Here is a 16,492-nt window from a genome sequence, read left to right on the forward strand (position 1 = left end):
TTTTAGAATTCCTGGTTATTAGAATCGTAGCGTTACGTTACCACCAAATGTTCTTGTTGGAGGGTTGATCTGAGAGTTTGAGATACCTGCAGCGTTCCCTTGCGTGAAGTTGAAATCAGGATCCTGGAACTCATTTGTTTCAGGTACCCATAGTAGAAGGTTTCTACCGGTAATCGCCACTGTTACTCCTTTCACAACATTCTGTTTTGCAAGGAATTTTTCAGGAACAGCATAGCTTAACGCTACTTCACGTAATCTCCAGTGAGATGCACTCGTGATAAAGTTAGTTCTTGCGCTTCTATAAACACCTGTATAGAAGTCATTCACATTGCTGATCGTGATATCAGTGTTTTCAATGTACTGACCTGGGTTCTCTGGGTCTTCATAAACAGAGTTAGGGAACACAAATCTTTCACGGTTGTTACGAGCAGAAGCGGCAGATACACCTGTCCATGCCATTGCCTGTCCGATATCATGATAAGCATAATGGCCACCTTTGTACTCAGCTAGTACAGACAGGTTCAAACCTTTCCATTTAGCTGATGGGTTTAACCCTATTATCCATTTTGGAAGTGTACGACCAAAAGATTTTAGGTTTGGATCAACTGAAGGATAACCAGTTTTTGCATCAACAATAACTCTACCTTCCTCATCTCTCGCATAATCTACTGCTTTGATAATGAAAGCAGGCTGGCCAACGATGGCGTAGTTTGCCGCAGTTGTGTAACCGCCAATAAATAGCTCATCTAGTCCTGCATATACGCTTGTAATCTCGCTGTCATTATATGTTGCATTGGCTCTAAACTCAATATCTACATCTCCAAGCTCAACAAGTGGAGTCAATCTCAAGTCCAGCTCAACACCTTTGTTGATGAAAGATGCAGCATTTACATATGCACTAGTATAACCTGTACCTGCAGATACACCAATAGGAATTATCTGGTTGTCGTTGTTCTGGTGATAGTAAGTAGCATCTAAATTGATTCGACCATTTAAGAAGCCTGTCTCAACACCAACTTCTTTACTTTCAATAAACTCTGGCTCAAGTTCTGAAGTATAGATAGTATTGTTAGCAGTATATCCAGGTAAGGCACCATAAGGGAAACCGCTAGCTTGTCCGAAAGTCGCAGCTAACAGATATGGGTTAATATCAGCGTTACCTGTTTTGCTCCAAGATCCTCTTAGCTTAAGGTAAGAAATCAGGCTGCTGTTTTGTAAGCTAGGAATAGCTTCTGAAAGCACTAATGACCCACTTACACCAGGATAGAAGAAGGTGTTGTTATCAAGGCTCAGAACTGAAGTTCTATCTTGGCGCCCAGTTACCTCTACGTTAGCCCATCCTTTGTAGCTTAGGCCGGCACTTGCATACAAGGAGAAAAGTCTTGTTTTGTATAAAGGGGATGAACCTGTTAACTGACCTGTTAAGTGGTCGATGCTATAAAGCCCAGGAACAACCAGGTTAGTGGCACCTACTTCTGTGTCACGTGTATCAACCTGGCGTAAATAAGTACCCAAGATACCTGTTACTTTGAAGTTCTCGTTTATCTCTTTGTTTATATTCGCAAATGCCTCAGAAGACAAACGAGTGCTCTTGTATGATCTTTCATTAACCGCACCTGGGATAGTTGAGAATCCTCTGTCTTCGCCGTATGGAGTCGGAACTACACCTTCAGAAGTGTTTCTTTCAGTGATTGCTCTGTTAGTTAAGCCGGCTCTGTAGTTCAATGTCAACCAATCAGTCGCCTTAAATCCTAAGTCAACATTTGTTAGCAGGTCTTCACGCTTGCCATCTAATCTCCAGTTAGCTATTGCAAAGTATGGGTTTAAGCCATAGTCGTTAAAATAGCCATTATACTCGGCAAACTTGTTGTTTCTAAAGTCTTTGTAAGAAGAAATCGGAATGTGTGCAGGTGTGTTGAAAATCAAGTTCATCAAACCTTGATTCAAACCAACGTTCTGAGTGGTGTTATAGTCAGCCATCTGCGCATCATCAAATACGTTGTAGTTCTGCTGAATATAGTTCGTGTTGAACCCAACTTTAAACTTACCATACTCATTGGATGTGTTCAGTCTAATACCAGTTCTACGGTTCTTATCATCTGGAACAATACCGTGTATGTTGGCATCCTGAAAGCTGATGTAGAAGTTTTTTGCGGCAAAAGAGATGTCATTCTGTGTAGTAACGCCTGTATCAAAAAAGTTTTTGCGCTCATCTGTTGCGCTGTATTTTACTTTTTGAACGCTTCCATCCTCTAACTCATGTCCTATTTCTACTTCAGAACCGTCAAATGCAGGTCCCCAAGACCAGTTTTCGTAAGGCGTATAGACTCCGTATCCACCACTACCAAACTGAGTCTGGAACTTAGGGAAGAAAGAAATCTGGGACAACTGCGTAGAATGGCTTACAGTTACTGTAGGCTTTTCATTACGAGATCCTTTCTTAGTTGTAACGATAATAACACCGTTTCTTGCATCCGGACCATAAATGGCAGCAGCAGAAGCACCTTTTAGTATGTTTGTGCTTTCGATATCATTAGGGTTGATAGAAGACAAGAAGTCTAGAGATGCAGGCACCCCATCAATAACTAAAAGTGGGTTGTTATTACCAGTCAGAGATCGAATACCACGCAGGTTGATCTTCACGTTCTCGAATACACCACTGTTTGTAGTTGTAATATTCAAGCCGGCAACTTTACCCTGTAAGCCGTTTGCTACGTTAACCGGGTTTGCTCTTGTCACTACTTCATTAGAAACAGTTGTAGTTGCGTATCCGATTTCTTTCTTCTGTCTTTCAATACCTAAAGCTGTTACCACAACTTCTGATAATTGCTTAGAGTCTAAAGGAAGCGATACATTTACTGCACTTGCGTTACCAATTTCGCGCTCTACAGTTGTGTAGCCAATAAAACGGAATACTAATGTATTCTTATCAGTTGGTACGTTAATGGAATACGTTCCATCAGCACCTGTTGCAGTACCTACAGAGGTCCCTTTAACCATTACCGTTACCCCTGGTAACGCCTGGTTCGTGGATGCGTCAATCACCTTACCGGTGATGGCTTTTACCTGCGCCACAGCGTGTTCGCACACGGCTGCAACGAGCAAAAGACTTAAAAGTAGTAGTCTTTTCATTGTACTCTTTTTTTGTTTTAGGTAGTTAGTAATTAGTAATTTGTTTATTGCTGAAGGCACCAGAAGACCCAGGCCTTTTATCAGCCACTCGAGACTCTAAGAGTCTTTTTGTGCATTTAAAGTGAGATCAGTAAACAGTAACTGTTCTGTGATCGAAGCAAAACCTTATTTGCTCAATCTGTTTAGGCAGGCACCTTACTTTTTCATGATAAAAAAAGATGTGCTAAGATATAATTATCTGCGCTTGCAAAGAGGATGCAGCATCTGAAGAGAAGTTTAAACAAGTAATCAGAAATGAATTCTTAGAGAGTATTACTCTTAACATTGGCCGTTTGAATTAAATAAGTAATAAACAATTTTAACATTAAAACTTAAGTTAAACAAGCGAGATGATTCAAATCAATCAAAAAAAAATGTTGCGACACGGATCCTGGCAACCCACATCTATACTTAATAAATTGAATATCAATTTATTAACATGGAATTGAAAAGTAAAAGACTTGGGGGAAAAATTAACAAAATAAGCGATCAGCACACTGAAGCTGCTTGGTTATGGATTTCAAAACAAAAGCACACTTCGCTCCCAAAGGGATACAGGCAAGGAGGACTAGTAACGACTGAGGAGGTATCAGCTAAAGATATGATAGGTTATAAAGGCCATCACGTAGGCCAGGCCACTCATATACAGCAGTTGTGCTAAAGGCCACTGCCAGCTTTTTGTCTCGCGGCGAACTATAGCTAACGTGCTCACACACTGCATAGCGAAGAGGTAAAAGATCATCAGTGAGAACGAACGGGCAGGAGTAAAAAATGGGTCGCCATTGGCATCTTTCTCTGCCATTAGCTTGTTCTTTATTGTACTTACGTTCTCCTCCTCTCCTATGCTGTAGATCGTAGAGATGGTACCTACAAACACCTCGCGGGCTGCAAAAGATGTGAGCAGGGCAATTCCGATCTTCCAATCGTAGCCCAACGGCTTTATAACAGGCTCAATAGTACGACCAATCAATCCGGCATAAGATGACTCCAGTTGATGGGATGCGATTCTGTTCTCGGTCTGCGTTTCAGTTAAGTTTTGTGCTTCTGCCTCAACTATAGCTTTCTTTCTGGCTTGCTCAAAACTTTCGCCAGGACCATAGGAAGCGAGCACCCATAAAATAATGGACACAGCTACAATTACTTTCCCAGCCTCAAAAACAAAAGCCTTCGACTTCTCGATTATCGTGATCCCTACGTTTTTCCAGCGTGGCATTTTGTATACCGGAAACTCCATAATGAAGTAACTCCGTTCACGGGCTTTCAGGATTGTTTTCAGCAGTAGCGCGGAAAATATTGCAGCCAGGAAACCGATCAGGTATAACCCCATCAGCACAAGGCCCTGCAGGTTCAGGAAACCCAAATAATACTTCTCCGGCACCACCAGCGCGATTAACACTGTGTAAACCGGAATTCGGGCTGAACAGCTCATTAAAGGAGTCACGAATATCGTGATCATTCGGTCCTTCCAGTTCTCGATCGTCCTGGCAGACATTACAGCTGGTACAGCACAGGCAACACCAGAGATTAAGGGCACTACGCTTTTGCCGTTCAGGCCAAACTTGCGCATGATCTTATCCATCATAAATGTTACGCGCGCCATGTATCCTGTTTCTTCCAGTATGGCAATAAAGGCAAAGAGAATGGCGATCTGCGGCACAAACATCAGCACCCCTCCCAGCCCAGAAATCACGCCTTCAGTAAGCAGATTGACAAGTGGGCCTTCAAAGTTCTCCTGTATCAGGCTGTTCAGGTTCGCAATTCCCAGATCTATAAGATCCATGGGATAACTTGCCCAGGCAAAAACTGCCTGAAACATAAGGAAGAGTATTGTAAAGAAGATCAGGTAGCCAAATACCTTATGCGTTAGTACCTGGTCCAGACGATTACTGAATTTTTCATCCTTCACAGCCTTCTCTACACGCACAACATCCAGGAGGAGCTCATTGATCCGCACATAACGGGCAATTGTTTCGTTCGCCTGCAATGTGTTTGACTTGAAACCTTCTGCCTGCAACTGCTCGTCTAGCCAGGCGATATCCGTTTCCGGCAAAAACCGCAGATTTTTATATTGGTGAGCGTAGTGCAGGGCTAAATAATCTGTGCTAAGCCCGAAGCGCGTCTTAATAACCTGCAGAAGGCGCATCAGTTCCTGCGGTATCTCATAAAAAGACACAGGTGTTGGCTCCAGTTGCTGGGTCATCACTATTTTGAGCGCGGCTACCCCAATTCCCTTGCGGGCGTTCATTGGTATCACAGGTACACCGAGCTCACGCTGCAGCGCAGCTATATCAATTTTCACTCCTTCCTTCTCTGCAACGTCCACCATGTTCAGCGCCAGTATAGCAGGAATATGCAAATCAGCCAGCTGAGTGAACAACAACAGGTTACGCTTCAAGTTTGAGGCATCGGCAGTAACAACTACCAGATCCGGGTAATGCTTAGAAGCAGGATCGTAAAGAAGGTCTATGATTACGCGCTCATCCAATGACTTTGGATAAAGGCTGTAGGTACCGGGCAAATCAATGATCTCGGCCCTTAAGTTTGGTGTGAGTTGGCTATAGCCTGTTTTTTTATCGACAGTAACACCCGGGAAATTACCAACTTTCTGATTTAAGCCTGTCAGCTGGTTAAACAAAGATGTCTTTCCTGAATTAGGATTACCAATAAGCGCAATTTTAGCTTCCGATTGGCGTATGGGCGGCCTTTCGACCTTTAATTCTTCAGGCTGGGTAGCTACAGTCATTTAATTGATCACTATTTAAGCAAAATAGTCTCGGCTTCGTCTAATCGCAGAGAAAGGGTATAATCGTTCACAATAATGGTGATCGGATCTCCGAAAGGCGCACGGCTATTCATTTTAACCTCTGTGCCCGGTATACAACCCATTTCAAGCAACTTCAATCCCATTTCAGGGTCCTGGAGGCAACAGATCACCCCAAATTCCCCAATCTTCAGGTCGCGCACACTTTTCCGCTCCGGCTTCACTTCTATCGTATTTCGCACCTCTTGCTGTTTTTATTTAGACTGTTTATAAACAACTGCAAGTTACAAGGTGTTCAACTTTAAAGCAAAAGATTTACTGATTTGTGATAATTCTCATTTTTTTGATTTGGTTTTTACAGAATCTGATAATACAATGCACCCTGTAGAAGCGAGAAAGCAAGCAACTGGTTATGAACACATCTAAAACTCAGCTATTTTTATTACTCACACCAACTAAACCTTACTCTGCAAAAAACACCCGCTTTACACGGGTACTAACATTGGTTAGCAGCTCATAAGGTATGGTGCCGATGCTTTTTGCCAGTTCTACCAGCGTTAGCTGCGGTCCGAAAAGTATAGCTTCGTCACCTGCTTTAACAGGTAAACCTGTCACATCTATCATGCACATGTCCATGCACACATTCCCTATCACCGGACATCTTTTGCCATGTAGTATCGCATGCCCTACTCCATTGCTGAAACGGCGGTCATAACCGTCAGCGTAACCAATGGCAATAGTAGCAATCGTTTTATCAGCGTCAGCAACGCCTTTACGGCTATACCCAACTGTATCTCCCTGTCTTATATTTTTGACCTGCGACACTGTCGTTTTGAGAACACTAACCGGCCTGAGTGCTTCCTGTTCTGAACCAGTGGCCTCTACACCATACAAACCAATTCCAAGCCGCACCATGTCCAGCTGGTGTTCCGGGAAACGTACAATACCCGCAGAGTTCAGGATGTGTTTTACCACTTTACTTCCCAACCTTGCCTCCACTTCTGCAGCCATTTGCCTGAACTGAGCGATCTGCAGCTGGGAGTAATCGTTATGCAGGGCTTCATCAGCACCGGCAAGGTGGCTGAATACACTTACGACCTGCACCTGCGGGTATTGCTGTAGTACAGTGAATAGATCGTTGAAATCTTCATGCACAAAACCAAGACGGTGCATACCAGTATCCAGCTTTAAGTGGATCTTGTAAGTCGCCGATTCTTCAACAGAGGTGATGAAAGCCCGCAAGAGCTCCATCGAATAGATTTCGGGTTCCAGGTTATACTGCTTGATCTTGGCAAAACTGTCTGCAGAAGGATTCATGACCATGATAGGTAGCGTGATCCCGTGCTCGCGCAGCATCACTCCTTCATCAGCATAGGCCACGGTAAGGTAATCTACCCTGTGGAACTGCAACAAATTTGCTACCTCAAAACTCCCGCTTCCGTAGGCAAAGGCTTTTACCATCACCATCAGCTTGGTATCCGGAGCCAGTTTGGATCGGTAGAAGTTCAGGTTATGCACCAGCGCATCCAGGTTCACTTCCAGCACTGTGCCATGCACCTTCTGCTGAAAAGCATGTACGATCTTTTCAAACTCAAACACGCGTGCACCTTTCACCAGGATCACCTCATTTCGGAATTCTGTGCTATTGAAATGTTTCAGGAAATCAGCGGTTGCCGCATAAAACGTAGCCGGAAGGCTGAACATGTTTTTATACTTGCTGATGGTTGGCCCTATGGCTATGAGCCGCTCCACGCCACGCGCCTGCACCAGTTCTGCCACTTTAGCATACAGCTTCTCCTCAGGCAACCCTGATTCAAGCAGGTCCGATAATATAACGGTTCGACTACCGCGTTGTGGCTGGTTAACCAGCAAATCCAGGGCTATGGCCAGGCCACCCAGGTCGTTGTTATAGGTATCATCAATCAGGTAGCAGCCATTGATAGCTTCCTTCATTTCAAGGCGCATGGCTATCGGGTGCAGTCTATCCAGCCTATCCTGGATTTCGGCCAGCGGCAGGTTGCGGTACAGCAGCACAGCCAGGCAGTGCAAGGCATTTTCTATCGAGGCTTCATCAGTGAAAGGAATGGCCAGCCGCTGCTTTTCACCTTTATAAGTATAGACAACTATGGTTCTGTGCCCGGCCGGGGTGGTAGCCTTAATATGCAGGTCTGCCTGTTGCTGCTTTCTGGACCAGGTAAAAGCGTTTATCTTATGTGTCTGCACAGCATTTCGAAGATCCTCGTAATCGGAACAATAAAAGAGCAGTTCAACATTTTTAAAAAGCTTCAGTTTCTCCTCTATTTTCTGCTGCCGCGATATGAAGCCTTCGTCGTGCGCGCTGCCAATGTTGGTAAAGATGCCAATGGTAGGCTGAATAACCTGCTGTAGCTTCTCCATCTCGCCGGGTTGCGATACGCCCGCCTCAAAAATTGCAAAGGAGTGGTTGGGCTCCATTTGCCATACACTCAGCGGCACGCCCAGCTGTGAGTTATAACTCCTTGGGCTTTTTACCACCAACTCATCGGGGCTCAGCAACTGGGCGAGCCACTCTTTTACAATGGTCTTGCCATTACTGCCTGTAATGCCAAGAACAGGTATGTTGAACTGCGCTCGATGCCAAGCAGCCAATTTCTGTAAAGCCTGCAGGCTGTCTTTTACCTGCAGTATATTTGCCTCAGGATACTGGAGCTTCAGTTCCTCCGGCTGCCCCTGCTCAACTACAAATGCCCGCACCCCTTGGTTGTAGAGCTGCTGCAGATACTTATGGCCGTCATTATACTTCCCTTTTATGGCAAAAAACACTGACCCTGTTGGCTGTGATAGCTTACGGCTATCAGTAAGCAGGTGTACAACAGGCAACTCCTGCACAAACTGCACAAGTGTTCCTTTAACAATAGAAGCGAGTTGCTGAAACGTAAGCATGAGCTATAATTTATACGTACATCAAAGATAGTTTTAGTAACGATGAGTTAAAAGCAAAGCGTGACGAGTTGCGAAAGCAAATCAGGGAACGACAAGAACCGTAGCTGAAAATATTTTATCATAAAAAGGTGTAGCAACATCAAAACAGCCCTGGCTTTTATACATTTGTAACGTTTTATTCCCGCACACTACCTTGAGCACAATCGAAAAAAGACCATACTATGCCGCCGGGCTGGCTGCTTTTATTATCTGGGGGTTTATTCCTTTTCCATTAAAAGCGCTTGCAGCTTACCCAAGCGGGCAAATCCTGTATTTCAGGGTGGCACTTTCTGTGGTACTGTTACTACTGATCTCTTTGTTATTTCGCAGAAAGCAGATCAAGGCGGTACTTACACAGGTAAAGCAAAGCGTGCCACAGGAAAAGCGGAAGTTTATACTTTTTACTGTTCTGGGTGGGGCGTTGTTAACAATAAACTGGTTGCTCTTTATTTATGTGATCAACCATATCAGTATTCAGACAGGCTCTTTTTCTTACCTGCTTTGCCCTATCATTACGGCTGTACTTGGCTTCCTGCTGCTGAAAGAAGAACTTAGAACCAACCAATGGATCGCCATTGCCTTAAGTGCTCTGAGTTGTGCACTGGTGGGTTCCGGTGAGATCAGAAGCTTGCTGTTTAGCTTGATGATTGCCCTTTCTTACGCTTTTTACCTGATCTCGCAGCGCATTCTAAAAGACTATGATAAAATTGTGCTCCTGACGCTTCAGCTGATCCTTTCCTTTGTCTTTATAGGCCCGTTCTACAGTTTCTTCACCGAAGGTTCTTCAGCGGTACTGGATAGTCATTTTTTCCTGAACATTGCCTTGTTAAGTGCTGGTTTTACAGTTTTGCCCCTTTTCCTGAACCTGTTTGCTCTAAAAGAACTTACCTCAGGCACGATTGGCATACTGATGTATATCAATCCGATCCTGAATTTTATTATGGCTTTTCTTTATTTTGATGAGAAGACGACACTACTAAAGGTACTGGCTTACATGATCATTTTCATCTCTGTGATCATCTACAACATCAACCTGAAGGGCCGTAAAAAAAGTGCGAATGGTATGGTTATACCACCTGTGGGTACCACAGCAGTTATAAAATAGCAATGCCCTTCCAGTAACAAGTACAGGTAGGGCATTGCTATCGCTATTTATAAATTTATTGGTTCTGCTTCTTTTTCTTCAATTCATCTAGTTTATGTAGTGCTCTGGCAGTTGTATCCTGGTTTGACTTCAACTCTCCAAATCTGTTTGCCTGTTCTGCCGTTACCGAAGTATCCCCGATTGGCGCAGGCCTCGGATTGTTCAGGTTAGCCGCAGAGGAGTCCATGGCCACTATGGCTTCCGATGTACTGGTATCATCCGTTGGATTTGACTCTGGCCTATCGTAATTACAGCCAAAGCCGATTGCCCCCGCAAAGGCTACTGCTACACCTGTTTTGAATATATGCTGTATGGTTTTCATGTCTTATTTAGTTTAGTTCTCAGGCTATTTTTAACGTTCACTGGGCTAATTGGTTATAAGGCTGCTGCTCCTGCCGGGGTAACAGAACAGCAGCAGGGCTCAAAATCCTAAGCCTATCAGTACACCTGTCCGGGCTTTGTTACCTTCCTGGAACGAAGTCACAAAATCTACGCGGATCACTTTAAAAATATGCTCTATCCCCAGTCCTAGCTCGAGGTAATTTTTAGATTCCTGAGTGTTCAGGTAGTTAAGGCTCACTACTTCCTGCCACTTCAGCTTACGGAACAAGGGGACTTTATTAAAAAGAAAACCATTGAAATGATGCTCGTAATGTGCTTCGAGGTAGCTGTTATTGGTGCTGTAGCGATAATAATCCAGCAACTGAAAACCAGAATAAGACCCGGCAAAATGGGTGCGGTTGCCGTTAAAATGTTTGTAATCCAATAGCCGCATGTCTTGCTTACCCCAGAAAAAAGCGCCCAACACACTGTATTGGCTCACTCCCAGTAAACCCATACTTACATCGTCACTTATACTTAAGCCAGCTGTATTGTATTGCACATCACAGCCAAAAACCTTGAAGCCGCCACGGTAACTAAACGTAAAACGAGGGTATTTAGACCCCAGGTTTATCTTATCATCCGGACGCATAATATACTTCTGCCCTGGTTTATAGCTAACCCCCACTGTTAGTGTCAGGGCCTCGTGTGCGGCGAAAGAAGCATCGGTGAGTTCGGCGTTGTTAGGAACATTAGAGGTGAATCTGCTTTCCTGGTCATCGTTTTTCCTGAAGGTAAAATCGGTGGTGTTCTGCAAAGGCATGCGGTGCGCATAATTAACAGAGGTATTCAACCCTACTCCATTCCAGATTTCGCTGCGGTATGTGAGCTGCCCGAAGTCACGTTGGTAAAGCTTCATATAATTGCGCTCTGCAAACAAGGTATAGAGTGTGTTCACAAAAGGTGAAATGGGGTCTAAGTTGTTTATCTGGTATACATACCGGCCACCCTCCAGAGCAACAGAGCTGTTTTTAAAAGGGTCAAAGTTGTACTGCATACGCAGCTTTGCATTTAGTTTCTCGTTGGAGAAGCCATAGCGCACAGCCGGCTCAACTACATAAGAACGGCGATCTTCAAAAGTTTTCAGATAGTTTACCCGGACATCAGCGGCAACGCCTTCTACCGTATTGAACTGCAAAATGCTAGGGCCACCTAAAATATCAAAGAGCGGATCGAACCGATAAAACCTGCGCTGATATGTGTTAGAATAAGTATAGCCCCTGATAAAAAAATTCTCAAAGGAGGGTATATTGCGGATGTGGTCTACAGAGTCTTTATAAGCCTGTGAGCTTTTAATCACTTCCATACTATCTTTATGCGCGTAATCCTGCACCTCTTCCTGCGTGAGTGGCACCGGCCTAACCGAAGCCCAGTAGGCCGAATCGCGTACATTGGCATCTTTCTCCACTAACAAGACCTCTTTGCTGAATATCTCCTCCTCCTGAATAGGCTGCTGCTCTTCGGGTGCTATCTCTTTAGGTTTAATAAGTATGATCTTAGGCTTTTTGGTCCGCTTAGCCTCGGCTACAACTGTTTCGCCTGCAGGCTCCACCTCTTCCAGCGCAGGAGGCTTGCTATAGGCAGGCTGTACTTTATACTTAGAGTACACACCAGTGACATAACCTCCGCCTTTAAAACCCAGCCCTGCCGCCTCAAAGTTAAATTTCTGCGATACCGGCATCCACACCTGCTCGGCAACAGGGGCATACACCTGTCGCACGCGTATGAAGTCTACAAACTCAATACCGGCAGCATTTGTCAATTTCAGATCTGTGCTGTGTATGCGCCAACTGCCATCTACGATGTAAATATTGCCCGAGAAAACCGGATCGTTCTTACGGCGGGGAATAACTTTGATCTTGTTGATAGTACGTCCGTTCTCCTGAAATGTACCCAGGTACTCGAACCGATAAAAGAAGAGCGCATTATTAGCTAGTGGCGATACAAATCCTCGTTCGCTCAGGCCTTGCACCTTCAAGAGCGGGTCATAGAAGCTGATATTCATCTCGGAGGCCTGGTTAAAGCTGAAGCCTTTCTTCTGGCCGCTTACCTTGCTCGAGATCATCCGCTCATGTATTTTATTGGGCTTTTTAAAGTTCAGAACAGATACAGACTCCGACAAGTAAACAATACCTGTATCCACATCCACTACTTTAATGCCAAGTACTTTAGAGGGAATTTTATCCAGCCGGTACACGCCTTTCATGTATACCTGTGCCGCCCAGGCATTAACTTCGTTCTGGTGATATTTGCGCAGCTTAATGGCATTTCGCATGATACCGTAAGCCGGATCTTCGTCTGAGGCCCGCACGATCACTTCTTTCAGGTTCAGCACCTCTGGCAGCAGCTGCACATTCAGCTCCTGTTTACCCTCTTCAACCGTGACCGTTTCGTTTTTGGCGCGGTAGCCTACATACTTAAACTCCAAGGTGTATGTGCCCGCAGGCAACTGCAACTGGTAATAGCCCTGATCGTTGGATGCTGTTCCGCTGGCTGTCTCGTTAATGTAAATGCTGGCAAAAGGCAGACCTTGCCCGTTTTCATCAGTTATACGCCCATGTAGTGTACCTGCCTCAGCAAATAAGGGCAGTAGTAAAAGCAGAGATACTATCAGGTAAAGATACCGCATGCGCCGGGGTCTGGAACTTTCGTTATGTGTAAATGCAATTTAATTAGCTAACGCAAAACGAAGCCACACATGTTTATATTTTATCTGATTTTATACTAGTTCTTTCACAAAAACTACCTGTTGATCTTTTCTGAAGGCATGGTTGCCAGCGCCTCCTGCTTTGAGAGCCGGTTTTTGTAACGGATATTGAAGATAACCCCCACTAATACCAGCGCCATTCCGACATATGACCAAACGCTGAAAAGCTCTCCAAAGAACACAAACCCAAAGATCAACGCATAAATAATACCGATGTAATTCAGGTTGGCAACCTTTGACAGTTCTTCAGATTGATAGGCCATGGTCATGTAATACTGTGCCAGCTGGGTTAGCACTCCGATAAGTATAAGTATAGCCCACTCCCATTCTACAGGCTGCACCCAGTTAAAAAGAGAGTAAAGCGCGGTAACGGGTAGCGCCACTAACGGAAAGTAAAACACGATGACAAGTGGGTGCTCACGGGTGTTGAGCCTCCTGATCATGTTATAGGCTATACCAGCAAAAAGGGCACTGCCTAAGCCAAGCGCCAGGTAAAGCGGCGAAATACGTGCATCCACACCCTCAATAACCAGGATGCCGCTGAATGACAACAGGAAGAAAACCCATTGCCAGGGTTTTACCTTCTCCTTGACAATGAAAATGCCCAATATGGTGGTGAAGATTGGGGAAAGGTACTGTATGGTAACGGCAGTGGCCAGCGGTATATTCTGCAGCGTAATAAAGAAAAGGATCAGCGCCATGGCCCCGGTTATGCCCCGCGTGATCAGCAGCCCATGGTGAGTACCCCATACGCTTACACCCTGCCTTTTCAGCATTGCCCAACTCATTCCCAGCGATACAACCGACCTGAAAAGGATAACCTCCACCGCCGGTATATGCGACACCTGCTTGACGAGAACGTTCATCAGTGAAAAGAAAAACGTAGCCAGCAGCATGTGCCGTACTCCTTTTGACAGCATATTTAAATTGTTTTCACTACAAATGTCCGGGATTTAATTGTTGATTACTAATTGTCTGAATCAAGATTTACAGGATGGATTAGGAATTTACATGATTATATTTGCTTTAGCTTCCCTGCACTTTTTAACTTTCAAGCTTTTTAACTCTCCTTCTTCAGAACCTTGTGCTGTGGCAGGATGTTTAATTTAGATAACCAACCACACCACTTTGGAGCGACAGAAGAAACAAAAAAACTATACCCCGAAGGAGGCGCTGATCAAAGCGGCTGTCTACTGCGCTTACCAGGATCGCACGCAGCAGGAGGTGCGCGACAAGTTATACTCCTATGGCCTGGAGCCGGATGATGTAGAGGAACTGATCATCAGGCTGAGCCAGGAAAAGATGATAGACGAGGAACGCTATGCCCAGAGCTATGTCCGGGGTAAGTATGGCCTTAAAAAGTGGGGCCGCAGGAAGATATTGCAAGGCTTGAAAAGTAAAGGAATTTCCGATTACTGCATAAAGCAGGGCATGAAAGAAATTGACCCTGAAGTATATGAGCAAAACCTGCTGCACCTTCTGGAGAAAAAGAATGCTACCGAAAAAGAGAAGAACCCTTTTGCCCGACGCCAGAAACTAACTTACTTCTTAGTGAGCAAAGGCTATGAGAACGACCTTGTACAAGATGCCATAAAAGAGCTGGAAAACTAGAAATTTATTGTCCTGCTTGCAGCATAGGAGTTAGAAACAACTGGCCGGCACGCCCCTATCTTTTAGGTGGCAGCTTTGGGTTTTTGATGCGCCGTTGCGGCACCAGCACCACTCTGCGACCTGTTATCTCTTCCAGCATTGGTTTCAGTATCTTTTCAGCATTTACTTTTGTCTGCCGCAGAATGCCTGAATTTAAAGCGGCTTTCTTCACGTTCTGCTCTGCGTACCGGAAACTTTCTTCCACCAGGTCTGCATCCTGAAAGTAGGTGTTCTCTTTACTGAAAACCTTGGACTTACTGTGATCAACTTTATAATAGCATATTTCCGGGGCAGGAATGGCTATCTGCACCAGCGAATCACCCTGGAACTGAATATCAGCCTGGGTTATTTGCGTAAAGTCTACACATCCCACTGCCTCTCCTGATACAATGAGCACTATTTTAGAGTCAGGCACCCAACGCGACACACTCTTTTTATACTCCACTACATCCTTAAAATTATAGCGGACCAATTCCATCTTGCCTAAGTCTTCCACAGAGGTTAGTATGGTATTGTAATTTACTACAACCTTCGGCTCTTTCTCTGCTTCGTTATCTGCAAAATAATCTTTAACCATTCGCCATAAGAAAATACCGGCCACCAAAACAATGATCCAGGGAATAAGCTTGATGAGAAGACGGATTAAGGGCATGGGGTATGCTATGTAGCTTTAATTGAATTTTAAGATATCCGCTTACAAAACTGTAAACCGGACTAATAAGTTGCAGAAACTACCATCCTGGAGCAGATACACACTACTATAAAAGTCAGGACAGGTTAACCCAAACAGTTAATACAACTATTATACCTTAATACCTAAGCGTTCCTGAAAGCCGGCATTGCCTTGCAGTCCTCCGGTATGTATGGCAATAATTTTACTGTTCTCCGGGAAAAAGCCTCTTTCAATCAGGTCATACAGCCCAAAAAACATCTTCCCGGTATAGACAGGCTCCAACGGAATGTTGTGCTGTTCCTGAAAGGTGCGCATGAACGCCAATAGCTCCGGTTTCACTTTCGCGTATCCTCCAAAATGATAATCCGTGATCAGTTTCCAATTAGGGTAGGCTTGCCCGTTGTAGGCTAAAACCAGTTGCTCAATTTCCTCCTTTAAAAAGCTTCCCCCTTTTAGTGCCGGAAAACCCAATACCTGCTGCTCACCTTGCTGGCCTGCAATTATGCCGGCCAGAGTACCACCAGTGCCAGATGCGCAACAGATGTAATCGTAGTCAATATTTATCTCCTCCGTTATTTCAGAACAACCTTTTACTGCTAAAGTGTTAGTGCCTCCCTCCGGTATAATGTATGGCTGCTCGAAGTGGGTTGCTAATTCATTCAGAAAAGTCGGCTCATTTTTTTGACGGTACCTTTCACGGGTAATGTAGTGCAGCTGCATGCCACAGGAAACGGCAAAGCTAAGTGTCGGATTAAGCGGCAAATGCTCCTCACCGCGAATCATGCCGATTGTTTTAAAGCCAAACTCCTTACCAGCTGCTGCTGTGGCAGCAATGTGGTTTGAATAAGCCCCCCCGAACGTTAGCAGCGTATCTTTTGACAAGTGGCCAGCCTCCTGCAGGTTATACTTAAGCTTACGCCACTTATTGCCAGATATATGTGGGTGCAACAAGTCTTCCCGCTTTACCCAAAGCGCTATTTTATGATCCGCTAGTAGCTGATCATGAACTTGTTGAAGAGGTGCTTCCATGTATTAAAAAGAAGC

Annotated in this window: 11 protein-coding genes; 2 read left to right on the forward strand and 9 right to left on the reverse strand. The window is 44.7% G+C overall.

The window, feature by feature from the left end; translation table 11 throughout:
- Positions 1–18 precede the first annotated feature (18 nt).
- The 4 genes from ACSX1A_RS15320 to ACSX1A_RS15335 form a co-directional block, all read right to left on the reverse strand.
- Positions 19–3,132, reverse strand: a complete 3,114-nt coding sequence (locus ACSX1A_RS15320) for a SusC/RagA family TonB-linked outer membrane protein (RefSeq protein ID WP_439880516.1) — start codon at positions 3,130–3,132, stop codon at positions 19–21.
- 628 nt (positions 3,133–3,760) lie between these two features.
- Complete coding sequence (feoB, locus tag ACSX1A_RS15325; RefSeq protein WP_439880517.1) at positions 3,761–5,914, reverse strand: ferrous iron transport protein B; 2,154 nt, start codon at positions 5,912–5,914, stop codon at positions 3,761–3,763.
- Between the two features lie 11 nt (positions 5,915–5,925).
- Positions 5,926–6,174: a FeoA family protein gene (locus ACSX1A_RS15330; protein ID WP_439880518.1), complete on the reverse strand. Its 249-nt coding sequence runs from the start codon at positions 6,172–6,174 to the stop codon at positions 5,926–5,928.
- A gap of 220 nt (positions 6,175–6,394) precedes the next feature.
- The gene (locus tag ACSX1A_RS15335; RefSeq protein ID WP_439880519.1) at positions 6,395–8,854 is read right to left on the reverse strand and encodes a bifunctional UDP-N-acetylmuramoyl-tripeptide:D-alanyl-D-alanine ligase/alanine racemase; all 2,460 of its coding nucleotides are present in this window, start codon (positions 8,852–8,854) and stop codon (positions 6,395–6,397) included.
- Between the two features lie 193 nt (positions 8,855–9,047).
- On the opposite strand from ACSX1A_RS15335, the gene ACSX1A_RS15340 reads away from it, so the two are divergent.
- On the forward strand, positions 9,048–9,998 hold the full coding sequence (locus ACSX1A_RS15340; RefSeq protein WP_439880520.1) for an EamA family transporter: 951 nt from the start codon (positions 9,048–9,050) through the stop codon (positions 9,996–9,998).
- Positions 9,999–10,053: 55 nt separating this feature from the next.
- On the opposite strand, the gene ACSX1A_RS15345 is transcribed toward ACSX1A_RS15340, so the two are convergent.
- From ACSX1A_RS15345 to ACSX1A_RS15355, 3 genes are all read right to left on the reverse strand, one after another.
- Positions 10,054–10,359 carry a hypothetical protein gene (locus tag ACSX1A_RS15345; protein ID WP_439880521.1) on the reverse strand — a complete coding sequence of 102 codons (306 nt, stop codon included), beginning with the start codon at positions 10,357–10,359 and terminating at the stop codon, positions 10,054–10,056.
- Between the two features lie 99 nt (positions 10,360–10,458).
- A complete protein-coding gene (locus tag ACSX1A_RS15350) occupies positions 10,459–13,047 on the reverse strand; it encodes a DUF5686 and carboxypeptidase regulatory-like domain-containing protein (protein ID WP_439880522.1) in 2,589 nt (862 codons plus the stop codon).
- Between the two features lie 113 nt (positions 13,048–13,160).
- Entirely contained in the window at positions 13,161–14,045 is an 885-nt protein-coding gene (locus ACSX1A_RS15355; RefSeq protein WP_439880523.1) for a DMT family transporter, read from the reverse strand.
- Between the two features lie 208 nt (positions 14,046–14,253).
- Here ACSX1A_RS15355 and ACSX1A_RS15360 point away from each other — a divergent pair, with 208 nt between their 5' ends.
- A complete protein-coding gene (locus ACSX1A_RS15360) occupies positions 14,254–14,736 on the forward strand; it encodes a regulatory protein RecX (protein ID WP_439880524.1) in 483 nt (160 codons plus the stop codon).
- Between the two features lie 55 nt (positions 14,737–14,791).
- Here the strand turns inward: ACSX1A_RS15360 and ACSX1A_RS15365 are convergent, their stop codons facing one another.
- Together ACSX1A_RS15365 and ACSX1A_RS15370 are read right to left on the reverse strand one after the other, a co-directional pair.
- Positions 14,792–15,427 carry a DUF4230 domain-containing protein gene (locus ACSX1A_RS15365; RefSeq protein WP_439880525.1) on the reverse strand — a complete coding sequence of 212 codons (636 nt, stop codon included), beginning with the start codon at positions 15,425–15,427 and terminating at the stop codon, positions 14,792–14,794.
- Positions 15,428–15,577: 150 nt separating this feature from the next.
- Positions 15,578–16,477, reverse strand: a complete 900-nt coding sequence (locus ACSX1A_RS15370) for a 1-aminocyclopropane-1-carboxylate deaminase/D-cysteine desulfhydrase (protein ID WP_439880526.1) — start codon at positions 16,475–16,477, stop codon at positions 15,578–15,580.
- Positions 16,478–16,492: the final 15 nt, after the last annotated feature.

The sequence above is a fragment of the Pontibacter sp. MBLB2868 genome (genome assembly GCF_051904785.1).
GTDB lineage: Bacteria > Bacteroidota > Bacteroidia > Cytophagales > Hymenobacteraceae > Pontibacter.

Bases quoted from the DNA above. Each gene is read 5' to 3' on its own strand.
- ACSX1A_RS15320 (WP_439880516.1), bottom strand. From the start codon at position 3,132: ATGAAAAGACTACTACTTTTAAGTCTTTTGCTCGTTGCAGCCGTGTGC.
- feoB (WP_439880517.1), bottom strand. From the start codon at position 5,914: ATGACTGTAGCTACCCAGCCTGAAGAATTAAAGGTCGAAAGGCCGCCC.
- ACSX1A_RS15335 (WP_439880519.1), bottom strand. From the start codon at position 8,854: ATGCTTACGTTTCAGCAACTCGCTTCTATTGTTAAAGGAACACTTGTG.
- ACSX1A_RS15345 (WP_439880521.1), bottom strand. From the start codon at position 10,359: ATGAAAACCATACAGCATATATTCAAAACAGGTGTAGCAGTAGCCTTT.
- ACSX1A_RS15350 (WP_439880522.1), bottom strand. From the start codon at position 13,047: ATGCGGTATCTTTACCTGATAGTATCTCTGCTTTTACTACTGCCCTTA.
- ACSX1A_RS15355 (WP_439880523.1), bottom strand. From the start codon at position 14,045: ATGCTGTCAAAAGGAGTACGGCACATGCTGCTGGCTACGTTTTTCTTT.
- ACSX1A_RS15365 (WP_439880525.1), bottom strand. From the start codon at position 15,427: ATGCCCTTAATCCGTCTTCTCATCAAGCTTATTCCCTGGATCATTGTT.
- ACSX1A_RS15370 (WP_439880526.1), bottom strand. From the start codon at position 16,477: ATGGAAGCACCTCTTCAACAAGTTCATGATCAGCTACTAGCGGATCAT.